Source organism: Stenotrophomonas indicatrix, from assembly GCF_050573115.1.
In the GTDB taxonomy this organism is placed as follows: Bacteria; Pseudomonadota; Gammaproteobacteria; order Xanthomonadales; family Xanthomonadaceae; genus Stenotrophomonas; species Stenotrophomonas lactitubi_A.
This window is the reverse complement of record NZ_JBNYZT010000006.1, coordinates 141,781-158,665: the sequence shown is the minus strand read 5'-3', so window position 1 is coordinate 158,665 and position 16,885 is coordinate 141,781. Positions and strand designations below refer to the sequence as shown.

17 protein-coding genes and 2 riboswitches are annotated in these 16,885 nt (G+C 67.1%); of the genes, 7 read left to right on the top strand and 10 right to left on the bottom strand.

The genetic code is table 11. The features are described from left to right. Positions 1-144: 144 nt before the first annotated feature. The 3 genes from tsaC to ACQ5SA_RS15175 all read left to right on the top strand — a co-directional run bounded on the left by tsaC (position 145) and on the right by ACQ5SA_RS15175 (position 2,368). A complete protein-coding gene (gene tsaC / locus ACQ5SA_RS15185) occupies positions 145-705 on the top strand; it encodes an L-threonylcarbamoyladenylate synthase type 1 TsaC (protein WP_108266987.1) in 561 nt (186 codons plus the stop codon). 43 nt (positions 706-748) lie between these two features. Then, positions 749-1,453, top strand: a complete 705-nt coding sequence (locus ACQ5SA_RS15180; RefSeq protein ID WP_499314766.1) for a DUF4124 domain-containing protein — start codon at positions 749-751, stop codon at positions 1,451-1,453. 198 nt (positions 1,454-1,651) lie between these two features. After that, the gene (locus ACQ5SA_RS15175) at positions 1,652-2,368 is read left to right on the top strand and encodes a hypothetical protein (RefSeq protein WP_353098768.1); all 717 of its coding nucleotides are present in this window, start codon (positions 1,652-1,654) and stop codon (positions 2,366-2,368) included. Between the two features lie 48 nt (positions 2,369-2,416). Here ACQ5SA_RS15175 and ACQ5SA_RS15170 read toward each other — a convergent pair whose 3' ends face one another. Next, entirely contained in the window at positions 2,417-3,193 is a 777-nt protein-coding gene (locus ACQ5SA_RS15170; RefSeq protein ID WP_100462256.1) for an SDR family oxidoreductase, read from the bottom strand. 111 nt (positions 3,194-3,304) lie between these two features. Here ACQ5SA_RS15170 and ACQ5SA_RS15165 point away from each other — a divergent pair, with 111 nt between their 5' ends. Then, entirely contained in the window at positions 3,305-3,508 is a 204-nt protein-coding gene (locus ACQ5SA_RS15165; RefSeq protein WP_499314764.1) for a hypothetical protein, read from the top strand. Between the two features lie 77 nt (positions 3,509-3,585). Here the strand turns inward: ACQ5SA_RS15165 and sppA are convergent, their stop codons facing one another. The 4 genes from sppA to ACQ5SA_RS15145 form a co-directional block, all read right to left on the bottom strand. Beyond that, entirely contained in the window at positions 3,586-5,508 is a 1,923-nt protein-coding gene (sppA, locus tag ACQ5SA_RS15160) for a signal peptide peptidase SppA (RefSeq protein ID WP_100553746.1), read from the bottom strand. Between the two features lie 114 nt (positions 5,509-5,622). Continuing rightward, positions 5,623-6,987: an MATE family efflux transporter gene (locus ACQ5SA_RS15155; protein ID WP_108266977.1), complete on the bottom strand. Its 1,365-nt coding sequence runs from the start codon at positions 6,985-6,987 to the stop codon at positions 5,623-5,625. Between the two features lie 181 nt (positions 6,988-7,168). Next, positions 7,169-7,735 (bottom strand): DUF3106 domain-containing protein, encoded by a 567-nt coding sequence (locus tag ACQ5SA_RS15150; protein ID WP_499314762.1) that lies wholly within the window; start codon positions 7,733-7,735, stop codon positions 7,169-7,171. Beyond that, a complete protein-coding gene (locus tag ACQ5SA_RS15145; protein ID WP_499314760.1) occupies positions 7,728-8,729 on the bottom strand; it encodes a hypothetical protein in 1,002 nt (333 codons plus the stop codon). The genes ACQ5SA_RS15150 and ACQ5SA_RS15145 overlap by 8 nt, the downstream gene beginning before the upstream one ends. Before the next feature lie 413 nt (positions 8,730-9,142). Between ACQ5SA_RS15145 and ACQ5SA_RS15140 the strand changes: the two genes are divergently transcribed. Beyond that, positions 9,143-11,332, top strand: a complete 2,190-nt coding sequence (locus ACQ5SA_RS15140) for a primosomal protein N' (RefSeq protein WP_499314758.1) — start codon at positions 9,143-9,145, stop codon at positions 11,330-11,332. Between the two features lie 112 nt (positions 11,333-11,444). On the opposite strand, the gene ACQ5SA_RS15135 is transcribed toward ACQ5SA_RS15140, so the two are convergent. Both ACQ5SA_RS15135 and ACQ5SA_RS15130 read right to left on the bottom strand, forming a co-directional pair. Next, a complete protein-coding gene (locus ACQ5SA_RS15135) occupies positions 11,445-12,065 on the bottom strand; it encodes a glutathione S-transferase family protein (RefSeq protein ID WP_100462250.1) in 621 nt (206 codons plus the stop codon). Between the two features lie 119 nt (positions 12,066-12,184). Continuing rightward, complete coding sequence (locus ACQ5SA_RS15130) at positions 12,185-12,979, bottom strand: NYN domain-containing protein (protein WP_230109856.1); 795 nt, start codon at positions 12,977-12,979, stop codon at positions 12,185-12,187. A gap of 121 nt (positions 12,980-13,100) precedes the next feature. Here ACQ5SA_RS15130 and ACQ5SA_RS15125 point away from each other — a divergent pair, with 121 nt between their 5' ends. After that, complete coding sequence (locus tag ACQ5SA_RS15125) at positions 13,101-14,381, top strand: NAD(P)/FAD-dependent oxidoreductase (protein ID WP_499314755.1); 1,281 nt, start codon at positions 13,101-13,103, stop codon at positions 14,379-14,381. Between the two features lie 91 nt (positions 14,382-14,472). Here ACQ5SA_RS15125 and ACQ5SA_RS15120 read toward each other — a convergent pair whose 3' ends face one another. The 3 genes from ACQ5SA_RS15120 to ACQ5SA_RS15110 form a co-directional block, all read right to left on the bottom strand. Then, positions 14,473-14,919, bottom strand: a complete 447-nt coding sequence (locus ACQ5SA_RS15120; RefSeq protein WP_442244499.1) for a hypothetical protein — start codon at positions 14,917-14,919, stop codon at positions 14,473-14,475. 3 nt (positions 14,920-14,922) lie between these two features. Further along, a complete protein-coding gene (locus ACQ5SA_RS15115) occupies positions 14,923-15,354 on the bottom strand; it encodes a nuclear transport factor 2 family protein (protein WP_442244498.1) in 432 nt (143 codons plus the stop codon). 149 nt (positions 15,355-15,503) lie between these two features. Next, the gene (locus tag ACQ5SA_RS15110) at positions 15,504-15,770 is read right to left on the bottom strand and encodes a GIY-YIG nuclease family protein (RefSeq protein ID WP_499314753.1); all 267 of its coding nucleotides are present in this window, start codon (positions 15,768-15,770) and stop codon (positions 15,504-15,506) included. A 40-nt stretch (positions 15,771-15,810) separates the two neighbouring features. Then, a riboswitch (glycine riboswitch) is annotated at positions 15,811-15,900 on the top strand. Between the two features lie 13 nt (positions 15,901-15,913). Continuing rightward, a riboswitch (glycine riboswitch) is annotated at positions 15,914-16,019 on the top strand. An 82-nt stretch (positions 16,020-16,101) separates the two neighbouring features. Between ACQ5SA_RS15110 and ACQ5SA_RS15105 the strand changes: the two genes are divergently transcribed. After that, positions 16,102-16,719 carry a trimeric intracellular cation channel family protein gene (locus tag ACQ5SA_RS15105; protein ID WP_032952083.1) on the top strand — a complete coding sequence of 206 codons (618 nt, stop codon included), beginning with the start codon at positions 16,102-16,104 and terminating at the stop codon, positions 16,717-16,719. The last annotated feature ends 166 nt before the right edge of the window (positions 16,720-16,885 follow it).

Here is a 16,885-nt window from a genome sequence, read left to right as displayed (position 1 = left end):
ACTGGTAGTGCCGGCCGCTGGCCGGCCATTGCCACCCACCCCGAGGTTGCCGGCCAGCGGCCGGCACTACCGATAGGCGGCGCTCCACCCGTTGTGCACGCAGCGGGGGGATAATGAAGGCCCACGCCGGGCCCGGTCGCCGCCATGAAAGAACTCACACTGGACACCGCAGTCGCCACGCTCCGCAGTGGCGGAGTGATCGCCTACCCGACCGAAGCCGTCTGGGGGCTGGGGTGCGACCCTTCGCATGAGGCAGCGGTGCACCTGCTGCTGCGGCTGAAGCAGCGCCCGATCGAAAAAGGCATGATCCTGGTCGCTGCCGAACTGTCGCAGCTGCAGGGCTGGGTGCGCCTGCAGGCGCTGCCCGATGCACGCCAGCGCGCAGTGCTTGCCAGTTGGCCTGGCGCCAACACCTGGATCCTGCCCGCCGGCACCCGCGCCCCCGGCTGGATCACCGGCGAACACAGTGGTATCGCGGTGCGCATCAGCGCCCACCCGCTGGTCGCAGCACTGTGCCAGGCCTGGGGAGGCCCTCTGGTCTCCACCAGCGCCAACCTTGCCGGCGAGCCCCCCGCGCGCAGCCGCGAAGAGCTGGACCCGCGCCTGCTGCGCCTGCTCGACGGCATCCTCGATGGGCAGACCGGTGGGCTGGCCCAACCCACGCCGATCCGCGACGCGCTCAGTGGCAACGTACTGCGCTCCTGACAAGTCGATTGCGTCAGCGTTGCCGATCGCGCACGCTGCCCCCATGAGCCTGCTCCGCCCTGCCCTGTGCCTGGCCCTGCTGCTGCCGTTGCCGGCACTTGCCGCTGACGACGTGCGGGTCTACCGCTGCGTCGGCAGCAATGGTGCCGTCGCCCTGCAGGACAAGCCCTGCACGGCTGGCCGCCAGGAAGTGCGCGACCTGCAACGCCCACGCGACCCGCCGCCGCGGGTGGTCAGCACCGACGCCGCAGTGCCGTCACCGGCGCAGACACCGCCGATGCGCGAACGCGAGGTGCGCCATGTCTACGTCCAGCCGCCGCAGCCGATGTACGAATGCGTGAGTGAAGATGGCGATCGCTATACCAGCGACAACAACGAAGGGAATCCGCGCTGGGTGCCGCTGTGGACCACGGTCTGGTATCCGCATGGTCATCTTGGCGGCGGGCGACCCGGACCGCATCCAGGGCCACGCCCGGCCAGCAGTGGCACCACCATCGATGCCTCCATCGGTGGGGGACCGGTCTATCGTCCGCCGTCGGTGGGCGTCGGTGTCAACGTGCCTGCCGGCAACATCCTGGTCCGCGACACCTGCCACGCACTGCCCCCGCAGGAAGTGTGCGCACGCCTGCGTGATCGTCGCTGGGAACTGGACCGGCGTTACAACAGCGCGCTGCAGAGCGAGCGCACTGCGATCAGCAACGAGCAGCGCGGGATCGATGCACGGCTGGCGCAGGACTGCGGCGGCTGAGCCCGCGCTGGGGCCCCGCTTTGGTAGACGCCCACCTTGGTGGGCGCTGGCAGACAGCAGTGCCAACCAAGGTTGGCAGCTACCGGGGCATGTGAGCCTTGCTTTGGTAGACGCCCACCTTGGTGGGCGCTGGCAGACTGTGGTGCCAACGAAGGTTGGCAACTACCGGGGCACGGGCCACCGCTGTAGGCTGCTCGCATGAGAAGACTGATCTGGCTGGCCATGGGCCTGTTGCCCGGCAACGCGTTGGCCGATGACATGGTGATCTACCGCTGCATGGGCAGCAGCGATGTTCCTACGTTGCAACGCACCCCCTGCCCCGCTGGCACCCGTCAGGAAATCCAGCGTATCCCTGCGCCTGCGCCGACGGTACCGGGCGCACCGGTACAGAACAGCCCCGCTCCGACGCCTGCAGCGATACCGTCCGTGGACGTCGCCGCCGAGCCTGCAGCGAAGCAGCCACGTGAGGGCCGCACGATCATGGAAGCACGCATGGTCGAGGACGAAGGCGGAGACACCATCCTCGACAGCGCGATGCTGCACCATCGCGGTGATGGCCCTGTAGAGGACAAGGACGCGCCACCAAAACCTCCGTTGCCGGCGATCTTCCAGTGCGTTGACACGCAGGGCGGTTCTTACCTGCACGAGTACGAGGCCGCACCCGGTCGCTGCGAACTGTTGAACGTACAGGGCCTGGGCGGGGCAACACCGGTCAACGCCGCCAGTTGCGAGGTGATCAGTGACCGCTGCACTGAAGTGGAAGAAGCACAGCGCTGCGGCAGTTGGCAGCAACGCTTCCGCGATGCACGGGGTCGCGAGCGGTTCGCCGCACCGGAGAATCAGCAGACGGCGCGCGGCGAGCGCGAGCGCCTGCAGGTCGTGCTGGAAGCCAGCAATTGCCCGGTACCGCAGTGAGGGATCCACACAGCGCGCGGATCCCTCATCCGACTTGATCCGCCGCGATCAGAACCCGTAACGCAGGAAGCCGCCATCCACCGCGATGCATTCGCCAGTGACATAGCTCGACGCCGGCAGGCACAGGAAACCCACTGCCGAGGCCACTTCTTCCGGCTCACCGATGCGCCGCATCGGCGTACGTCCGATCACTTCCTCGTAGTAATCCGTATCGGACAGCGGGCCGGAGGTGCGACGGGTGCGGATGTACCACGGCGCCACCGCATTGACCCGGATGCCGTCCTCGGCCCACTCCACTGCGAGGTTGCGGGTCATCTGGTGCATCGCCGCCTTGGTCATGCCATAGACCACGCCACTGCGCACATGGGTCAGGCCGGACACGCTGCCGACGTTGACGATGGCCGATGACGCGTGGCGCGCGAGCAACGGATGCGCATAGCGCGACAGTTCGAACGCCGAGAACAGATTGGTCTCGAAAATGCCGCGCCACTCGTCTTCGGAGTACTCGGTGGCGGGCTTGGTGATGTTGCCACCGGCGTTGTTGACCAGGATGTGCAGGCCATCGGCGTGGTCCTCGACCCAGTCCAGGATCTGTCGGCGGTCTTCGTCATCGGACACATCGGCGGCCAATGCGTGGATCTGGTGCTGCGGATATACATCCAGCAGCTCATCGCGGGCGCTCTCCAGCATATCCAGGTCGCGGCCGACGATCATCAGATCGGCGCCGAAACCGGCCAGTTCATGCGCGATCGCCAGGCCGATACCGGCGCTGGCACCGGTGATCAGCGCCGTCTGCCCATCCAGGCGCCACCGTTGCTGGGTCATATGTCCTCCGGGGCCGCGCCCACTGTGTTTCGATGCGGCAAGGATACGCGCTCACGACCGCCCGCTGCCCGGGATGCGACACTGGCCGCACGCCCCTCGTGGAAAGCTGCCATGCGCCTCCTGATTCCCGTTGTGATGTCGGCCGCACTGCTGGCCGGGTGCCAGCGTCCCGCGCCGCCGAATCCGGAACGACCACCGGAACCGCAGGCAATGGCCAAAGCGATCAATCAGCCCCTGGACCGCGCCAAGGGCGTGCAGAAGACGATGGACGCGTCGGCCGAACGCGAGCGCAAGGCAGAGGCCGACGCGCAGTAGATGCCCGCATACAACAACGCCCGGCCAAGGCCGGGCGTTGTGCGTTCAGTAGATCCACGCCATGCGTGGATGGGACGTCAGAACCCGCAGAAGCAATACGCCAGCGACTTCACCGGTGCACCGTTGCCCTTCTCGCGCGCCGCATTTTCAACGAAGCGCAGCTGCGTATCGATTTCCGGCATCGTGCGCGCCAGCATCATCCGGCCCACGCCGGAATCAGCCAGCATCCAGGCACCGGCATGGCTGCCAGCAAAGCCGCTGACGAACTGCGCGAACGGCGTCGCCGCCTTCTCGATGTAACGCACACGGTACTTGTCGGTCGCACCCAGCTTGGCCCGACCGGCAGCATCAGCCACGGCGTCCTTCAGGCCACCGAAGGCATCGACCAGACCGCGCTCCTTGGCCTGCGCACCGCTCCAGACACGTCCGCGGGCCACTTCGTCGATCGCTTCGACCGGCTTCTTGCGGGCCTCGGCGACACGGCCGGTGAAATCGGCATAGCCCTTGTTGATCACCGACTGGATGACCTGGCCCACCGCCGGGTCCATCGGCCGGGTGACATCGAAGGCACCGGCAAAACGGGTGGTACCGACGCCATCGGTGTGCACGCCGAACTTGTCCAGCGCACGGCTGAAGTTCGGGATCATGCCGAAGATGCCGATCGAACCGGTGATGGTCGACGGATCGGCATAGATGCGATCGGCGTTCATGCTGATCCAGTAACCACCGGACGCAGCCAAGTCGCCCATGGACACCACCACCGGCTTGCCAGCAGCCTGCAGGGCCACCACTTCGCGACGGATCTGCTCGGAAGCGTAGACCTCGCCACCCGGAGAATCCACGCGCAGCACCACGGCCTTGACGTCGTCATCGTCGCGCGCCGCACGCAGCAGCGCCGAGGTCGATTCACCACCGATGCGGCCGGCCGGCAGATCGCCGCCGCTGATTTCACCGGAGGCCACAATCACGGCGACCTGCGGACGCGAATCAACCGGGTTGCGGCGCGCATCGAGCTGGGCCATGTAGGTGCCGAAATCGATGTTGCGGAAACCACCGTCGGCGTCTTCGTCGGCCACACCGCGCTCGATCATCAGATCCTCGAATTCCTCGCGGGTCTTCAGCGCGGTCACCAGCTTCTGCTGCAGGGCGAACTTGGCCAGGTCGCCACCAGCGGCAGCCACACCTTCAGGCAGGGTATCGATGCCGGCCGCCAGCTGTGCGGGATCCAGGCGGCGGGCCTTGGCGATATCGCCGAGGTAGCGCTGCCACACATCGTTCATCCAGAACAGATCGGCTTCCTTGGACGCCGGCGACGCCGCGTCGAGCACGTACGGCTCGGCGGCCGACTTGTACTCGCCCACCTTGAACAGGTGCACGTCCACGCCCAGCTTGTCCTGCAGGCCGGTGCGGAAGTACTGGCGGTAGCGGCCCAGGCCTTCCAGCACCACCGACCCCATCGGGTCCAGGTAGACCTCGTCAGCCTGTGCGGCCAGCAGATACTGCGACTGCCCCATGCTCTCGCTGAAGGCGACCAGCTGCTTGCCCGAGGCGCGCAGTTCCTGCAGCGCAGCGGACACTTCGCGCAGCGAGGCGAAACCGGACGGCTGCAGCTTGTCCAGTTCCAGCACCACGCGCTCGATCTTCTTGTCATCGCGCGCGTTCTCGATCACCCGGATCAGATCGCGCAGCTGCACTTCCTCGGCACCGTTGTCACCAACGGCCTTGGCCAGCGCGCGGCTGACCGGATCGGCGCTGTACTGCTCGACCAGGCGGCCTTCCGGCGCGATCACCAGGGTGGTGCGGTCCTGCAGCGCCTTGCTGGCGCCAGCGCCCATGCCCGCAGCGACGATGAACATCACCAGCACCAGCAGCAACAGGCCGAAGAACACCAGGTTGAGGATCAACCGGCGGGTGAAATTCATCACGTCCCACAGCCCGATGAAGAAGCTGGCGACAGGATTGCGGTTCGCCGGGGGCAGCGGCGGCACGGGTTGGTTCATGGAGCACTCCGGATGGCTTCTTGCCGTGGTACCAGCATAGCCGGTGCCGCGTGAGGCGGCATCGGACACAAGTCAGGGGATCGCCAGTCACGGTTGCCCATGACCGGGCGGGAATCAGGCCAGCGTGGACTGGCCCAGGCGTTTGCTGCTGCGGTTCAGGCGCCAGCCCATCAGGATGGCGGCGGCGGTCAGGCCGACGATCAGGCCGATCCACATGCCCTGCGGGCCCATGCCCAGGCCGAGGCCAAGCCCGGCACCCAGCGGCATGCCCAGGCCCCAATAGGCGAACATGGCAATGAACATCGGCACGCGGGTGTCCTTCAGTCCGCGCAGCGCGCCGGCCGACAACACCTGGATGCCATCGGGGAACTGGAAGGTGGCCGCGTACAGCAGCAGGGTCGAGGCCAGACCGGCCACGGCCAGATCATTGGTGTAGACGCCGACGATGGCATCGTGGCCGAACAGCAGCGCCGCCGCCGACAGCGTCTGCGTACCCATGACGATCGCGTAGCCTGCCCACACCGCACGGCGCACGCCGAAGCCATCGCCACGGCCAACCGCATGGCCGACACGCACGGTGGTCGCCTCGGCCACGCCCATCGGGATCATGAAGCACAGCTGCGCCACGTTGATCGCGATCTGGTGTGCGGCCGCTTCATTGGCGCCCAGGCGACCGATCAACAAGGCGGTGACGATGAACAGGCCACCTTCCATCAACACGGTGATGCCGATCGGCAGGCCGGTGCGCAGCAGGTCCCAGATCGCTGACCATCGCGGACCCTCGAAGTGCGAGAACAGCTGCAGGTGGGCAAAGCGCTTGGTGAACCACAGGTAGGTACCGAAGGCGATCGCCTGCAGCCACATCATCACCGCCGAGGCGATGCCCAGGCCTTCGGCGCCCATTTCCGGGAAGCCCAGCTTGCCGTTGGCCAGCACGTAGCCCATCGGCGCCAGCACCAGCAGGCCACCGAAACCGAGCAGCATGGTCGGCAACGTCCAATGCATGCCTTCACTGAGATAGCGCATGCAGAAGTACAGGGTCAGCGCCGGGCCACCCCAGCGCACCGCATGCAGGAACGCCGTTGCGCCGGGCACGATGTCCGGGGCGATGCCGAAGGCCGGCAGCAGCGGCGGCACCACGGTGAGGAAGGTGAACATGATCAGTCCCAGGCCCAACGCCAGCCACAGCGCCTGCCGGAACAGCGGGCCGATCTCGCGCTCACGGCCGGCGCCATGCAGCTGCGACACCGAAGCGGTGAGTGAGATCAGCGTACCGATCGGGATCAGCATCGGCAGCCACAGCAGCGCGGTGCCAATGGTCACTGCGGCCAGGGTGGATGTCGCATGGTGGCCGGCAATCACGTTGTCGACGAAGGAGATCAGACCGGTGGAGACGTGCCCGAGCACAAGCGGCAGGGCAAGCAGACCGGTGGCGCCGACTTCCTTGCTGAAGCGCGGCGTAGAGGTTGCAGTAGACATAAGGTGCTTGACGCGAACTACGGTTGCGCGCGAAGGGCACAGGCACCGGGTTGCGGCCGGCCATCTTACGCGTGCCGGGCGATCATTCCCATGACTGCCCCATAAAGGGGACGGAGGGGATTAAGTCGCATTCGGCACACTCGGGCCACAAACGACTTAATCCCCTCCGTCCCCTTTTCGCTTATTGGCCGGCCTGGCGCTTGAGCCAGGTGTCGCGTTCGGCGGCGGGGACGGTGAGGAATGCGCTGCGTACGCTGTCGCGTTCCTGTGGCGGCGTGCGCTGCGCGACCAGGGCCAACTGTGCCAACTGCGCAGGGCTCAGCTGGCGCAGCACGGCAAGGACCGCGTCGCGCTGTTGCGGCGGCACGAAACCGAACAGGCCGTGCAGCTTGGGGAATTCGGCGCCGAGTTGCGGGCCCAGTCGCCAGCCTTCGCGGAAGGCCTGGTCCTGTGCCAGGAACTGCGTGCGCAGGCGCTGCTGTTGATCGGCCGGCAACGCGGCGAAACGGCTGGCGGCCTGACGGATGCGTTCGCGCTCACCCTCTGGCAGGGCCCGCCACACGGCGTAGTCGCTGCGACGCTGGCGTTGCTGGGCGGGATCGAGTTGCGCGAATGCCGCCGCCGCGGTGGGCGCGACCGCCGACGGTGTTGCCGAGGGTGCGGGCAGCGGCACGTTCAACGATTGCGGCGCAGCGGCCAGCGACAGCGGCAAGGCCAGAAGCAGGCCGGCGAAGAGGAGCTTATTCATCGGCAGCAGAGGTTTCCAGCGCTGCGCCGACCGGTTCCGGGCGAGTCGGCTTGGGTTGTGACTCGTCCACCGGCAACGGGCCACCGGCAGCACTCCAGGCATGCATGTCGGCCTCGGCCAGCAGCGGGTAATCGCGGTCGGCCAGCATGGCGGCATCGTCACTGGCCTGCGCATCGCTGCCTGCAATGGGGCGGACATCGCTGGCGGGCAGCGCCTCGACGGTCACCGGCCCGGCCTCGCCCACCACGCCCTCGGGCAAGGGGCCATCGGCAGTCAACGCGCGGCCTTGCCAATGGCGCCAGCCCAGCGCAGCCATCAGCAGCACCGCCACGGTGATCAACAGGATCACCGGGCCACGCCAGCGCGGTTTCGCATTGGGGCGACGACGCTTGCCCGTGGCAGGCGCGCGTTCGTCACGCGGCGGCGCACGCCAACTGGACGCCGGCGCCTGGTTGTTGGCCGCTGGCGCGGACGGTTGCTGCAGTTGCTGCAGACGCTTGGCCGGCAGGTCGCGGATACGCAGTTGCACCTGTTCGGCCAACGTCCGCCATGCCGCGGCATCGGGCTGGCCATTGGCGTCGCGTGGGCAGGCCGCGGCCAGCAGGCGTTGGTAGCCCTCTTCGTCGACATCCAGAACGCGGGTGGCGATGCCCTCGTCCAGGCTGCCCCCCACCCGCAGCAGCAGGGCCAGCCGCGGCAAGGGTGCCATGTCGCCCAGCGCGGCCAGCGACGGCGGCCACTGGCCGGTGGTCGGCTCACGCAGCGCTTGGCGCTGGCCCAGCAGGGTCCAGAAGCGGCCGGGCCACTGCGCCATCGGCAGGTCGCTGGCGACGGCGGCGAAGGCGCGCATCACCGCCACCAGCGTTTGTTCGGCACGGGCGGGGTCGCCGCACTGCAGTTCGGCCACGACCAGGGCACGGCGTTCGACGCCACGCAGAAATGCCGACAGCGCGCCGGCCGCGGTCGAGGAAACAGGGGCGGGCACAGCCGTCATCGGTCACTCCAAAGGTCTGCCGGCATGATAGCGGCAGCCCATCGCTGCCCGGCAGGCTTGCGATTCCAGACACTTCATGCTGCAGGTTGTGCACAGCATCACGCCGGAACCGGGCGATTCCTTGGTGAATGGCTGAATTCACCCTGTTTCAGCAATGTTTCACACTTAAGTTATTGATTTTAATCTAATTTAAAGTGTGGCTATTTTTTGACCAACCCAAGCGTGAGGCCGTCGCCATCGGCCTCATGCGGCACCACGAGCCGCTAACGCACAGACTTATCCACAGAAGATGTGGATAAGACTGAATCTCCAATAGACACCGATATTTAGGTGACATTTATGATTCGCCAAAGGGCATGACAGTCGCATTTGCCGCTGCCATGCACCCTCGCAGGGGCCGTTACACTGACCCGATGCTCGTCCCCGATTCCGGCCCTGTCCCGACCCTGCAGGTCGCCCTGCCCGTCCCGCTGCCGCGCCTGTTCGATTACCTGCCGCCACCGGGCGAAGGCCCGACGGTGGCGGTCGGCTGCCGGCTGAAGGTCCCGTTCGGCAACCGCGAACTGATCGGCGTGGTGGCCGGCCACGGGCAATCCGAGGACAGCCAGGGTCTGCGCCAGGCACTGGCCTGGTGTGACGCGGCACCGCTGCTGCAGGGCGAGCTGTGGCAGAGCCTGCAGTGGCTGGCCCGCTATACCCACGCGCCCCTGGGCGAGGTGCTGAGCACCGCCCTGCCCGGCCCGCTGCGGCACGGCGAACCGCTGCCCGATACCCATCACTGGGGCTGGCAGCTGACACCGGAGGGCCACGCCCAGCGCGAAAAGCTGCGCGCCGGCAGCCGTCCACGGCAATTGGCCGAGCTGCTGGCCGACGCGGTGGTGGACGAAGATGTCCTGTCCGCGCGCATGCAGGACTGGCGGGTGGCCGCACGCAGCCTGGGCAAGCGTGACCTGGCCGAGCGCATCGCCCTGAGCGTGGCGCCGCAGCACGCTCAGCCCCTGCCCGGCCCCACCCTCAATCTGGAGCAGGCCGAGGCCGTGGCCGCGATCACCGCCGCCGACAGCTTCCAGGCCTTCCTGCTGGACGGGGTGACCGGCAGCGGTAAGACCGAGGTCTACCTGCAGGCGATCATCCATTGCCTGGCGCAGGGCAGGCAGGCCCTGGTGCTGGTGCCCGAGATCGGCCTGACCCCGCAGACCCTGGCACGCTTCCGCGGCCGTCTCGGCATTGCCGTGCACGCGCTGCACTCGGGGCTGACCGACAACGAGCGAGCGCGGGTCTGGGCTGCAGCCTCACGCGGCGAAGCACGGGTGATCGTGGGTACGCGTTCGGCGGTGTTCATCCCCCTGCCGCAGCCCGGCCTGCTGATCGTGGACGAAGAGCACGACGGCAGCTACAAGCAGCAGGACGGCATCCGCTACCACGCACGCGATTTCGCTCTGGTGCGGGCCAAGGCGCAGGGCGTTCCGGTACTGCTGGGCAGCGCCACCCCCTCATTGGAAACCCTGCACAACGCCTACGCCGGCCGCTATGCGCACCTGCGCCTGAAGCAGCGTGCCGGTGATGCCCGACCACCGCGCGTGCGCATCCTCGATGTCCGCAAGCGTCCGCTGCGCGATGGTCTTTCCGCCGACGTGCTGGCCGGCATCGGCGAGCACCTGCAGCGTGGCCAGCAGGTGCTGGTGTTCAAGAACCGGCGCGGCTATGCGCCGGTTCTGCTGTGCCACGACTGCGGCTGGACCGCGCCCTGCAACCGCTGCGACGCACCGATGACCGTGCATGGCGGTGGCCGTCGCCTGCAATGCCACCACTGCGGTGCGCGGCAGCCGGCACCACTGGCCTGCCCTGCCTGTGGCAGCCTGGCGCTGCAGCCGCAGGGCATCGGCACCGAGCGACTGGAAGAACACCTGGTCAGTGCCTTCGCCGATTTCCCGGTGGTGCGCATCGACCGCGGCACCACCGCACGGCGCGATGCGCTGGAGCAGCAGCTGGCCAAGCTGGGCAACGAGCCCGGCATCCTGGTCGGCACGCAGATCCTGGCCAAGGGCCACGACCTGCCCAAGCTGACGCTGGTAGTGGTGGTGGGCATCGACGAAGGCCTGTTCTCGGCCGATTTCCGCGCCAGCGAAAAACTGGCGCAGCAGCTGATCCAGGTGGCCGGCCGCGCCGGTCGCGCGCGCGATCCGGGCGAAGTGTGGTTGCAGACCCATCATCCCGGTCATCCGCTACTGGAGACGCTGGTGAACGGTGGCTACCACCCGTTCGCGCAGGCCGAACTGAACCAGCGCGAGGCGGCGGGTTTTCCACCGTTCGCGCACCTGGCGCTGATGCGCGCCGAAGCGCAGCAGCTGGAGCATGCCAATGCATTCCTGCTGGCCGCGCGGAAACTGCTGGGCGAGCAGAACGTGGTGGAGGCCTATGGGCCAATGCCCGCACCGATGCCACGCCGTGCCGGCTATCAGCGCACGCAGTTGTTGTTGTCGGCGGCGCAGCGGCCACCGCTGCATGGGGTGCTGGCACAGCTGGTACCGCAGCTGTACGCACTGCCGGAGGCACGCAAGGTGCGCTGGTCGCTGGATGTGGATCCGACAGATCTGTATTGATCTGGCAGAGCGCTGCCGAGCATGGCTCGGCACTACTGTAGAGCTCTGGATGGCTTGGGGTCGGATCCCTTTTCGCAGAACAGGGCTCTGACCCCGAACGTCGCCCCTTCGCCTACGTCATCGGTGACATCACGCCGCGCTGGTAGGCCGGACGCTCGCGCAGGCGCGCGTACCACTCGGCCAGGTGCGGCAGGTCCGGGCGCTGGATGGGCAGCTCGAACCACGCGTAGATCAACGAGCCCAGGGCGATGTCACCCATGGCGAATTTCTCGCCCGACAGCCACGGCTGCGTGGCCAAGGTCGCGTTGGGCAGGGCCAGGAAATCACCGGCGCGGACGATCGCCGCATTGATGCGCGCCTCATCGCGGTCAGCCGGCGCGGTGCGCATGATGCCCCAGATCAGTTCGGAGTACAGCGGCGCCATCCGCGAGGTGCTCCAGTCCATCCACTTTTCGGCCTGCGCACGCTCCATCGCGTCTTCCGCGTACAGCGTGCCCAGCGAATAGCGCGCACTGAGGTAGCGCACGATGGTGTTCGATTCCCACAGCGGCAAGCCGTGGTCTTCGATCACCGGCACCAGCCCGTTCGGGTTCATCGCCACGTACTCCGGCGACTGCGTTCCGCCGTGACTACCGCCCACCTCGATGGACTCGTACGGCAGGCCGATTTCCTCGGCACACCACAGCACCTTGCGGACGTTGCTGGAATTGCGGCGACCCCAGATCTTCAACATGCGGATTTCCTTGCTGGCAATGCGAGCGGCAACGATACGCCTGATCGGCTTGGGTGTGAGCGCAATGACTGCATTGGGCATCCGCCGGGCCATGCCCGGCGACGCTGCGTGGCCGCGCGTTACCGGTTCTTCTTCGGCAGCGCGCGCACGTAGGAGGATTTACCGTCCTTCTTCAGTTCGAACAGACCGATTGCGGCCAGCAGATCGCTGAGCTTCCCGTAACCGTAGTTGCGCGGATCGAACGAGGCCTGGTTGCCGATCTGGCTGCCGACCGGCCCCAGGTGCGACCAACCATCCTCGCCTTCTGCCGAGGACACCGCACGGCGCAGCATCTTCACCAGGCGCGTGTCGCTGCGCATTTCCGCGCCGCTCTTGCGTGGGCGCGCATCGTCGCTGGTCGCTTGTTCGCTGGGCGCTTGTTCGTTCGATGATGGTTCGCTCGATGCCTGCTCCACATCCTGCACGCTGGCGTGGGTCTGGCCCAACGCTTCGAGATAGGTGAACTTCGAGCACGCGTTGACGAAAGGTTCCGGGGTTTTCTTTTCGCCGAAGCCATAGACCTTCACGCCATCGGTCAGCAGGCGCATCACCATCGGGGTGAAGTCGGCATCGCTGGACACGATCGCAAAACCATCGAGGTTACGCGCGTACAGCAGATCCATCGCGTCGATCACCATCGCCATGTCCGACGCGTTCTTGCCCTTGCTGTAGGCGAACTGCTGGATCGGCCGGATCGCGTATTCGTGCAGCACCGCCTCCCACCCTTTCAGCCTTGGGCTCTTCCAGTTGCCATAGGCACGGCGCACGTTGGCCACGCCATAGCGGGCGACCTCGGCCAGGACTTCGTCGATCTTCGAGGCCGGCGCATTGTCGGCGTCGATCAACAGGGCGATGCGCTTTTCCGGTTCGCTCATGGACTCCTCACGGGCAGTTGCCTGAACCCGAGTATCGCTGATCCGGATGCACGCTGACGTGACAAGGACCGGCCATGCGAAGATGCCAGGCACTTCCCCCATGCCCCCCTGGAGTGAGTCGATGAGTCGTGATCGCGTCCCCCACCTGGTCGTTGTCGGCGGCGGTTTCGCCGGCCTGTGGGCCACCCGTGCGCTGGCCCGCGAACGCATACGCATCACCCTGGTCGACCGTCGCAACCATCACCTGTTCCAGCCGCTGCTGTACCAGGTGGCCACTGCGGGACTGTCTGCGCCGGATATCGCCGCACCGCTGCGCCACATCCTCGGCCACCAGCGCAACGTGGAGGTGCGGCTGGGCGAAGTGGTGGCCATCGACAAGGAAGCCCGCCAGGTGCGCATGGCCGATGGCAGCACGCTGGACTACGACAGCCTGCTGCTGGCCACCGGCGCCACCCACGCCTACTTCGGCCATGACGAATGGGCCGACGATGCGCCCGGCCTGAAGACACTGGACGATGCCATCGCCCTGCGCCGGAAACTGCTGCTGGCGTTCGAGCGCGCCGAGGCCGAGCCGGACCCGGCGAAGAAGGCCGCATGGCTGAGCTTTGCGGTGGTGGGTGGTGGCCCGACCGGCGTCGAGCTGGCCGGCACCCTCGCTGAAATCGCCCGGCACACGCTGCGCAATGAGTTCCGCCACATCGATCCGGCCAGCGCCAAGGTGCGGCTGGTCGAGGCCGGTCCGCGCGTGCTGTCGACCTTCCCAGAAGTGCTTTCGCTGAAGGCACGCCGGCAGCTGGAAAAGCTGGGCGTGGAAGTGATGACGGGCACGCCAGTCAGCCACATCGATGGACAGGGCTTCAAACTGGGCGATCAGTTCGTGCCCGCACGCACCGTGGTCTGGGCCGCCGGCGTGGCTGCCTCGCCGCTGGCGCGCACGCTGGACGTGCCGCTGGACCGCGCTGGTCGCGTGCAGGTGCAGCCGGACCTGACCCTGCCCGGCCATCCCGAATTGTTCGTAGCCGGCGACCTGGCCACGCTGAACCAGGCCAACGGCAAGCCGGTACCGGGCGTGGCCCCGGCCGCCAAGCAGATGGGAAAGTATGTGGCCGAGATCCTCCGCGCACGGCTGCACGACAAGCCCGCGCCGGGGCCGTTCAAGTACGCCGACTTCGGCAACCTGGCCACCATCGGCCGCATGGCCGCGATCGTGCACCTGGGCAAGCTGCAGCTGTCAGGTGTGCTGGCCTGGTGGTTCTGGTTGGCCGCACACGTGTTCTTCCTGATCGGTTTCCGCAACCGCGTCGTGGTGCTGTTGAACTGGGCGGTGGCGTACTGGAGCTACCAACGCAGCGCGCGGATCATTTTTGGCGATGACCGCGAAGACCGGCGGCCCCGACGGTAGTGCCGGCCGCTGGCCGGCTGCTGCGCGGTCGGATCCCTTTCCGCAGGAAGGGGCTCTGACTCTGTCAACGTCATCCACGCCTGGCGTGGATCTACCTCGGGCCGCCCGGGCCACGTGGGCGTGACCATACCTGGCAGACGTCTTCCTTTCTCGCGGTATCGGCAATCTGTGCGGCACTCCAATTCCGGGTGATCCAGATCGTCAACGCGGTGCTGCTCAGGTGCCAGCGCAGCATGTCGTGCTGCGGCTGCCGCATCAGGTGGCGGCGTGCAACCCAGAACGCTTCGCGCTCGATATCAGTCGCCTTCTTCAGCGCTCCAGGATCGAAGAACTGCGCCGCGAAGCGCCAAGGGTTCATCGGCTGGTATCCCGTTCGCAGTTCACTGCTGCATGCTGCCACACCGCTAGGCGCGCTGTCGGCCGGCTTCGGCCAGCCTTCCACCAGCGCCAGTCCGAGCAGGTACAGAAGGCCAGGCAGCAGCCCGATGCCGGCTGCCAGCACGACGACCGAGAGCCACGCTTTACCGGCGGCCCGCATCGCTCACTCCGCCTTCGGCTTCGGGTACCACAGCGCGTTGACGATGACCCAGCGCTGCTCGAAGCGGCCCATGTGGAAATAGTCGACGAACCACGGCGTTTCCAGCCGTACCGATGCGGCGTTGCCGGTCACGTCCAGCACCGTGCAACTGCGGTCCCATTGATCCTTCGGGGTCTTCAACGCGCCCTGCCTGGTCAGCGCGACCAGCTCTTCCTTCGACATCCGGCGCAGGCCGAGGCGTTCGTCGGGCGTATCACCGAGTACCGCGCGCTTGGCCAGGTCCGGGTGCAGGGAACGGGCGACGCGCTGCGGATTGGCTTCCAGTTGGCCGTCGACGTAGTCGTGGCAGGTCGCTTCAATGGCCGCGATCGTGGCGGCGTCGGCGGCAGGGCTTGCCGCTGCGGAAAGTGCGAACAACAGGGCAACGGCGGACATCCGGGTCTCCAGCGCTGAGGGCTGGGCGATCATGGCACGTTGATCCGGGGTACTGCTGGCCGCTGGCCGGCAACCGCAGGGTGCAACCAGGGTTCATGAGGTTGCCGGCCAGCGGCCGGCACTACCGCGCTTCATGCGTCGCGCGTGGTTCAGCCCTGTTCCTGCATCAGCCACGCCAGCTTGCGTTCGCGCGGCTGCTGCTTGAGCTCCCATTCGGCGCGTGAGGCCGCTGCCCTGTCCGGGTACTCGCGTATCGCCAGGACCCGCAGCGGCGGCCGCGATCGGGTGTAACGGGCGCCCTTGCCGGCCTGGTGGGCGGCAAAACGGGCCTGCACGTCGGTGCTGATGCCGGCGTAATAGCTGCCGTCTCGGCATTCGAGCAGGTACAGGAACCACGGGCGGGAAGGCGAAACCATGGCCGGATTATGCCGTGCTGCACTGCAGCGGATATACTGGCGCCCGAATGCAGGAGAGAGGCGCCGCGCTGGCGCCCGCCGAAGGCGCAGGCTCCCATGATCGCTCAGGCCGGTGGGCTGGAATCCCACCAACCATGCATTCGACTCGCCGAGCTGGAGAGAGGTCACCGGGCATGCCCGGGACGATCCGCCGAAGGGGCACGCGGCTCACGCCGCTGAACTCTCAGGCAAAAGGACAGCGGGAGCGGCACCGGTCATCGTCATCCCGTCATTGCGCAGGCAGTGGCGGTCGTCGCGCATGGCCGGCCCCACCGCGCCCGGAGCCTGTCCCATGTTGCTGTCCATCATCTACCTGATCGCCATTTCCGCCGAAGCCATGACTGGCGCCCTGTCTGCGGGCCGCCGCCGCATGGACCTGTTCGGCGTGGTCATGATCGCCTGTGTCACCGCGCTCGGCGGCGGCTCGCTGCGCGACATCCTGCTCGGCCATTACCCGCTGGGCTGGGTGAAACATCCGGAATACCTGGGCTTCACTGTGTGCGCGGCACTGATCGCCACCTGGGTGGCGCGCTGGATGCATCACTTCCGCCGCACCTTCCTGGTGCTCGATGGCCTGGGCCTGATCGCCTTCACCCTGATCGGTTGCTCGATCGCGCGTGAGGCCGGTCACGCACTGCCGATCGTGCTGATCGCCGGCATGCTCACCGGCGCCTTCGGCGGCGTGCTGCGCGACATCCTCTGCAACGAGGTGCCGCTGATCTTCCAGAAAGAGCTGTACGCGATCATCTCGCTGCTGACCGGTGCGGTGTATCTGCTGTTGCTGCACTGGGGCGTGGCCGATGCCACCGCGATCCTGTGCTGCCTGGGCGGTGGGTTCGCCGTGCGCCTGCTGGCGATCCACTACCGCTGGGAAATGCCGAAGTTCGTGTACCACGACGAAGTGCATTGATCGTTTGACGGTGATGCCGGCCGTCAGCCGGCATTTCCGGCTGCGTTGCATGACCAAGGTCACGCGGCGACGACCCGCGTAAACCGCTACCATTGGCGCCCCGTCGCACGCGCGACGGCATCCAGCCACGCCGCGTCCGCGGCCCCGCCAGACACTCCCCCTCCCC

Coding starts and splice junctions, on each gene's coding strand:
- ACQ5SA_RS15105 (WP_032952083.1), top strand. CDS start 16,102: ATGTTGCTGTCCATCATCTACCTGATCGCCATTTCCGCCGAAGCCATG.
- tsaC (WP_108266987.1), top strand. CDS start 145: ATGAAAGAACTCACACTGGACACCGCAGTCGCCACGCTCCGCAGTGGC.
- ACQ5SA_RS15130 (WP_230109856.1), bottom strand. CDS start 12,979: ATGAGCGAACCGGAAAAGCGCATCGCCCTGTTGATCGACGCCGACAAT.
- ACQ5SA_RS15140 (WP_499314758.1), top strand. CDS start 9,143: ATGCTCGTCCCCGATTCCGGCCCTGTCCCGACCCTGCAGGTCGCCCTG.
- ACQ5SA_RS15125 (WP_499314755.1), top strand. CDS start 13,101: ATGAGTCGTGATCGCGTCCCCCACCTGGTCGTTGTCGGCGGCGGTTTC.
- ACQ5SA_RS15120 (WP_442244499.1), bottom strand. CDS start 14,919: ATGCGGGCCGCCGGTAAAGCGTGGCTCTCGGTCGTCGTGCTGGCAGCC.
- ACQ5SA_RS15135 (WP_100462250.1), bottom strand. CDS start 12,065: ATGTTGAAGATCTGGGGTCGCCGCAATTCCAGCAACGTCCGCAAGGTG.
- ACQ5SA_RS15145 (WP_499314760.1), bottom strand. CDS start 8,729: ATGACGGCTGTGCCCGCCCCTGTTTCCTCGACCGCGGCCGGCGCGCTG.
- ACQ5SA_RS15170 (WP_100462256.1), bottom strand. CDS start 3,193: ATGACCCAGCAACGGTGGCGCCTGGATGGGCAGACGGCGCTGATCACC.
- ACQ5SA_RS15115 (WP_442244498.1), bottom strand. CDS start 15,354: ATGTCCGCCGTTGCCCTGTTGTTCGCACTTTCCGCAGCGGCAAGCCCT.
- ACQ5SA_RS15175 (WP_353098768.1), top strand. CDS start 1,652: ATGAGAAGACTGATCTGGCTGGCCATGGGCCTGTTGCCCGGCAACGCG.
- ACQ5SA_RS15110 (WP_499314753.1), bottom strand. CDS start 15,770: ATGGTTTCGCCTTCCCGCCCGTGGTTCCTGTACCTGCTCGAATGCCGA.
- ACQ5SA_RS15150 (WP_499314762.1), bottom strand. CDS start 7,735: ATGAATAAGCTCCTCTTCGCCGGCCTGCTTCTGGCCTTGCCGCTGTCG.
- ACQ5SA_RS15165 (WP_499314764.1), top strand. CDS start 3,305: ATGCGCCTCCTGATTCCCGTTGTGATGTCGGCCGCACTGCTGGCCGGG.
- ACQ5SA_RS15155 (WP_108266977.1), bottom strand. CDS start 6,987: ATGTCTACTGCAACCTCTACGCCGCGCTTCAGCAAGGAAGTCGGCGCC.
- ACQ5SA_RS15180 (WP_499314766.1), top strand. CDS start 749: ATGAGCCTGCTCCGCCCTGCCCTGTGCCTGGCCCTGCTGCTGCCGTTG.
- sppA (WP_100553746.1), bottom strand. CDS start 5,508: ATGAACCAACCCGTGCCGCCGCTGCCCCCGGCGAACCGCAATCCTGTC.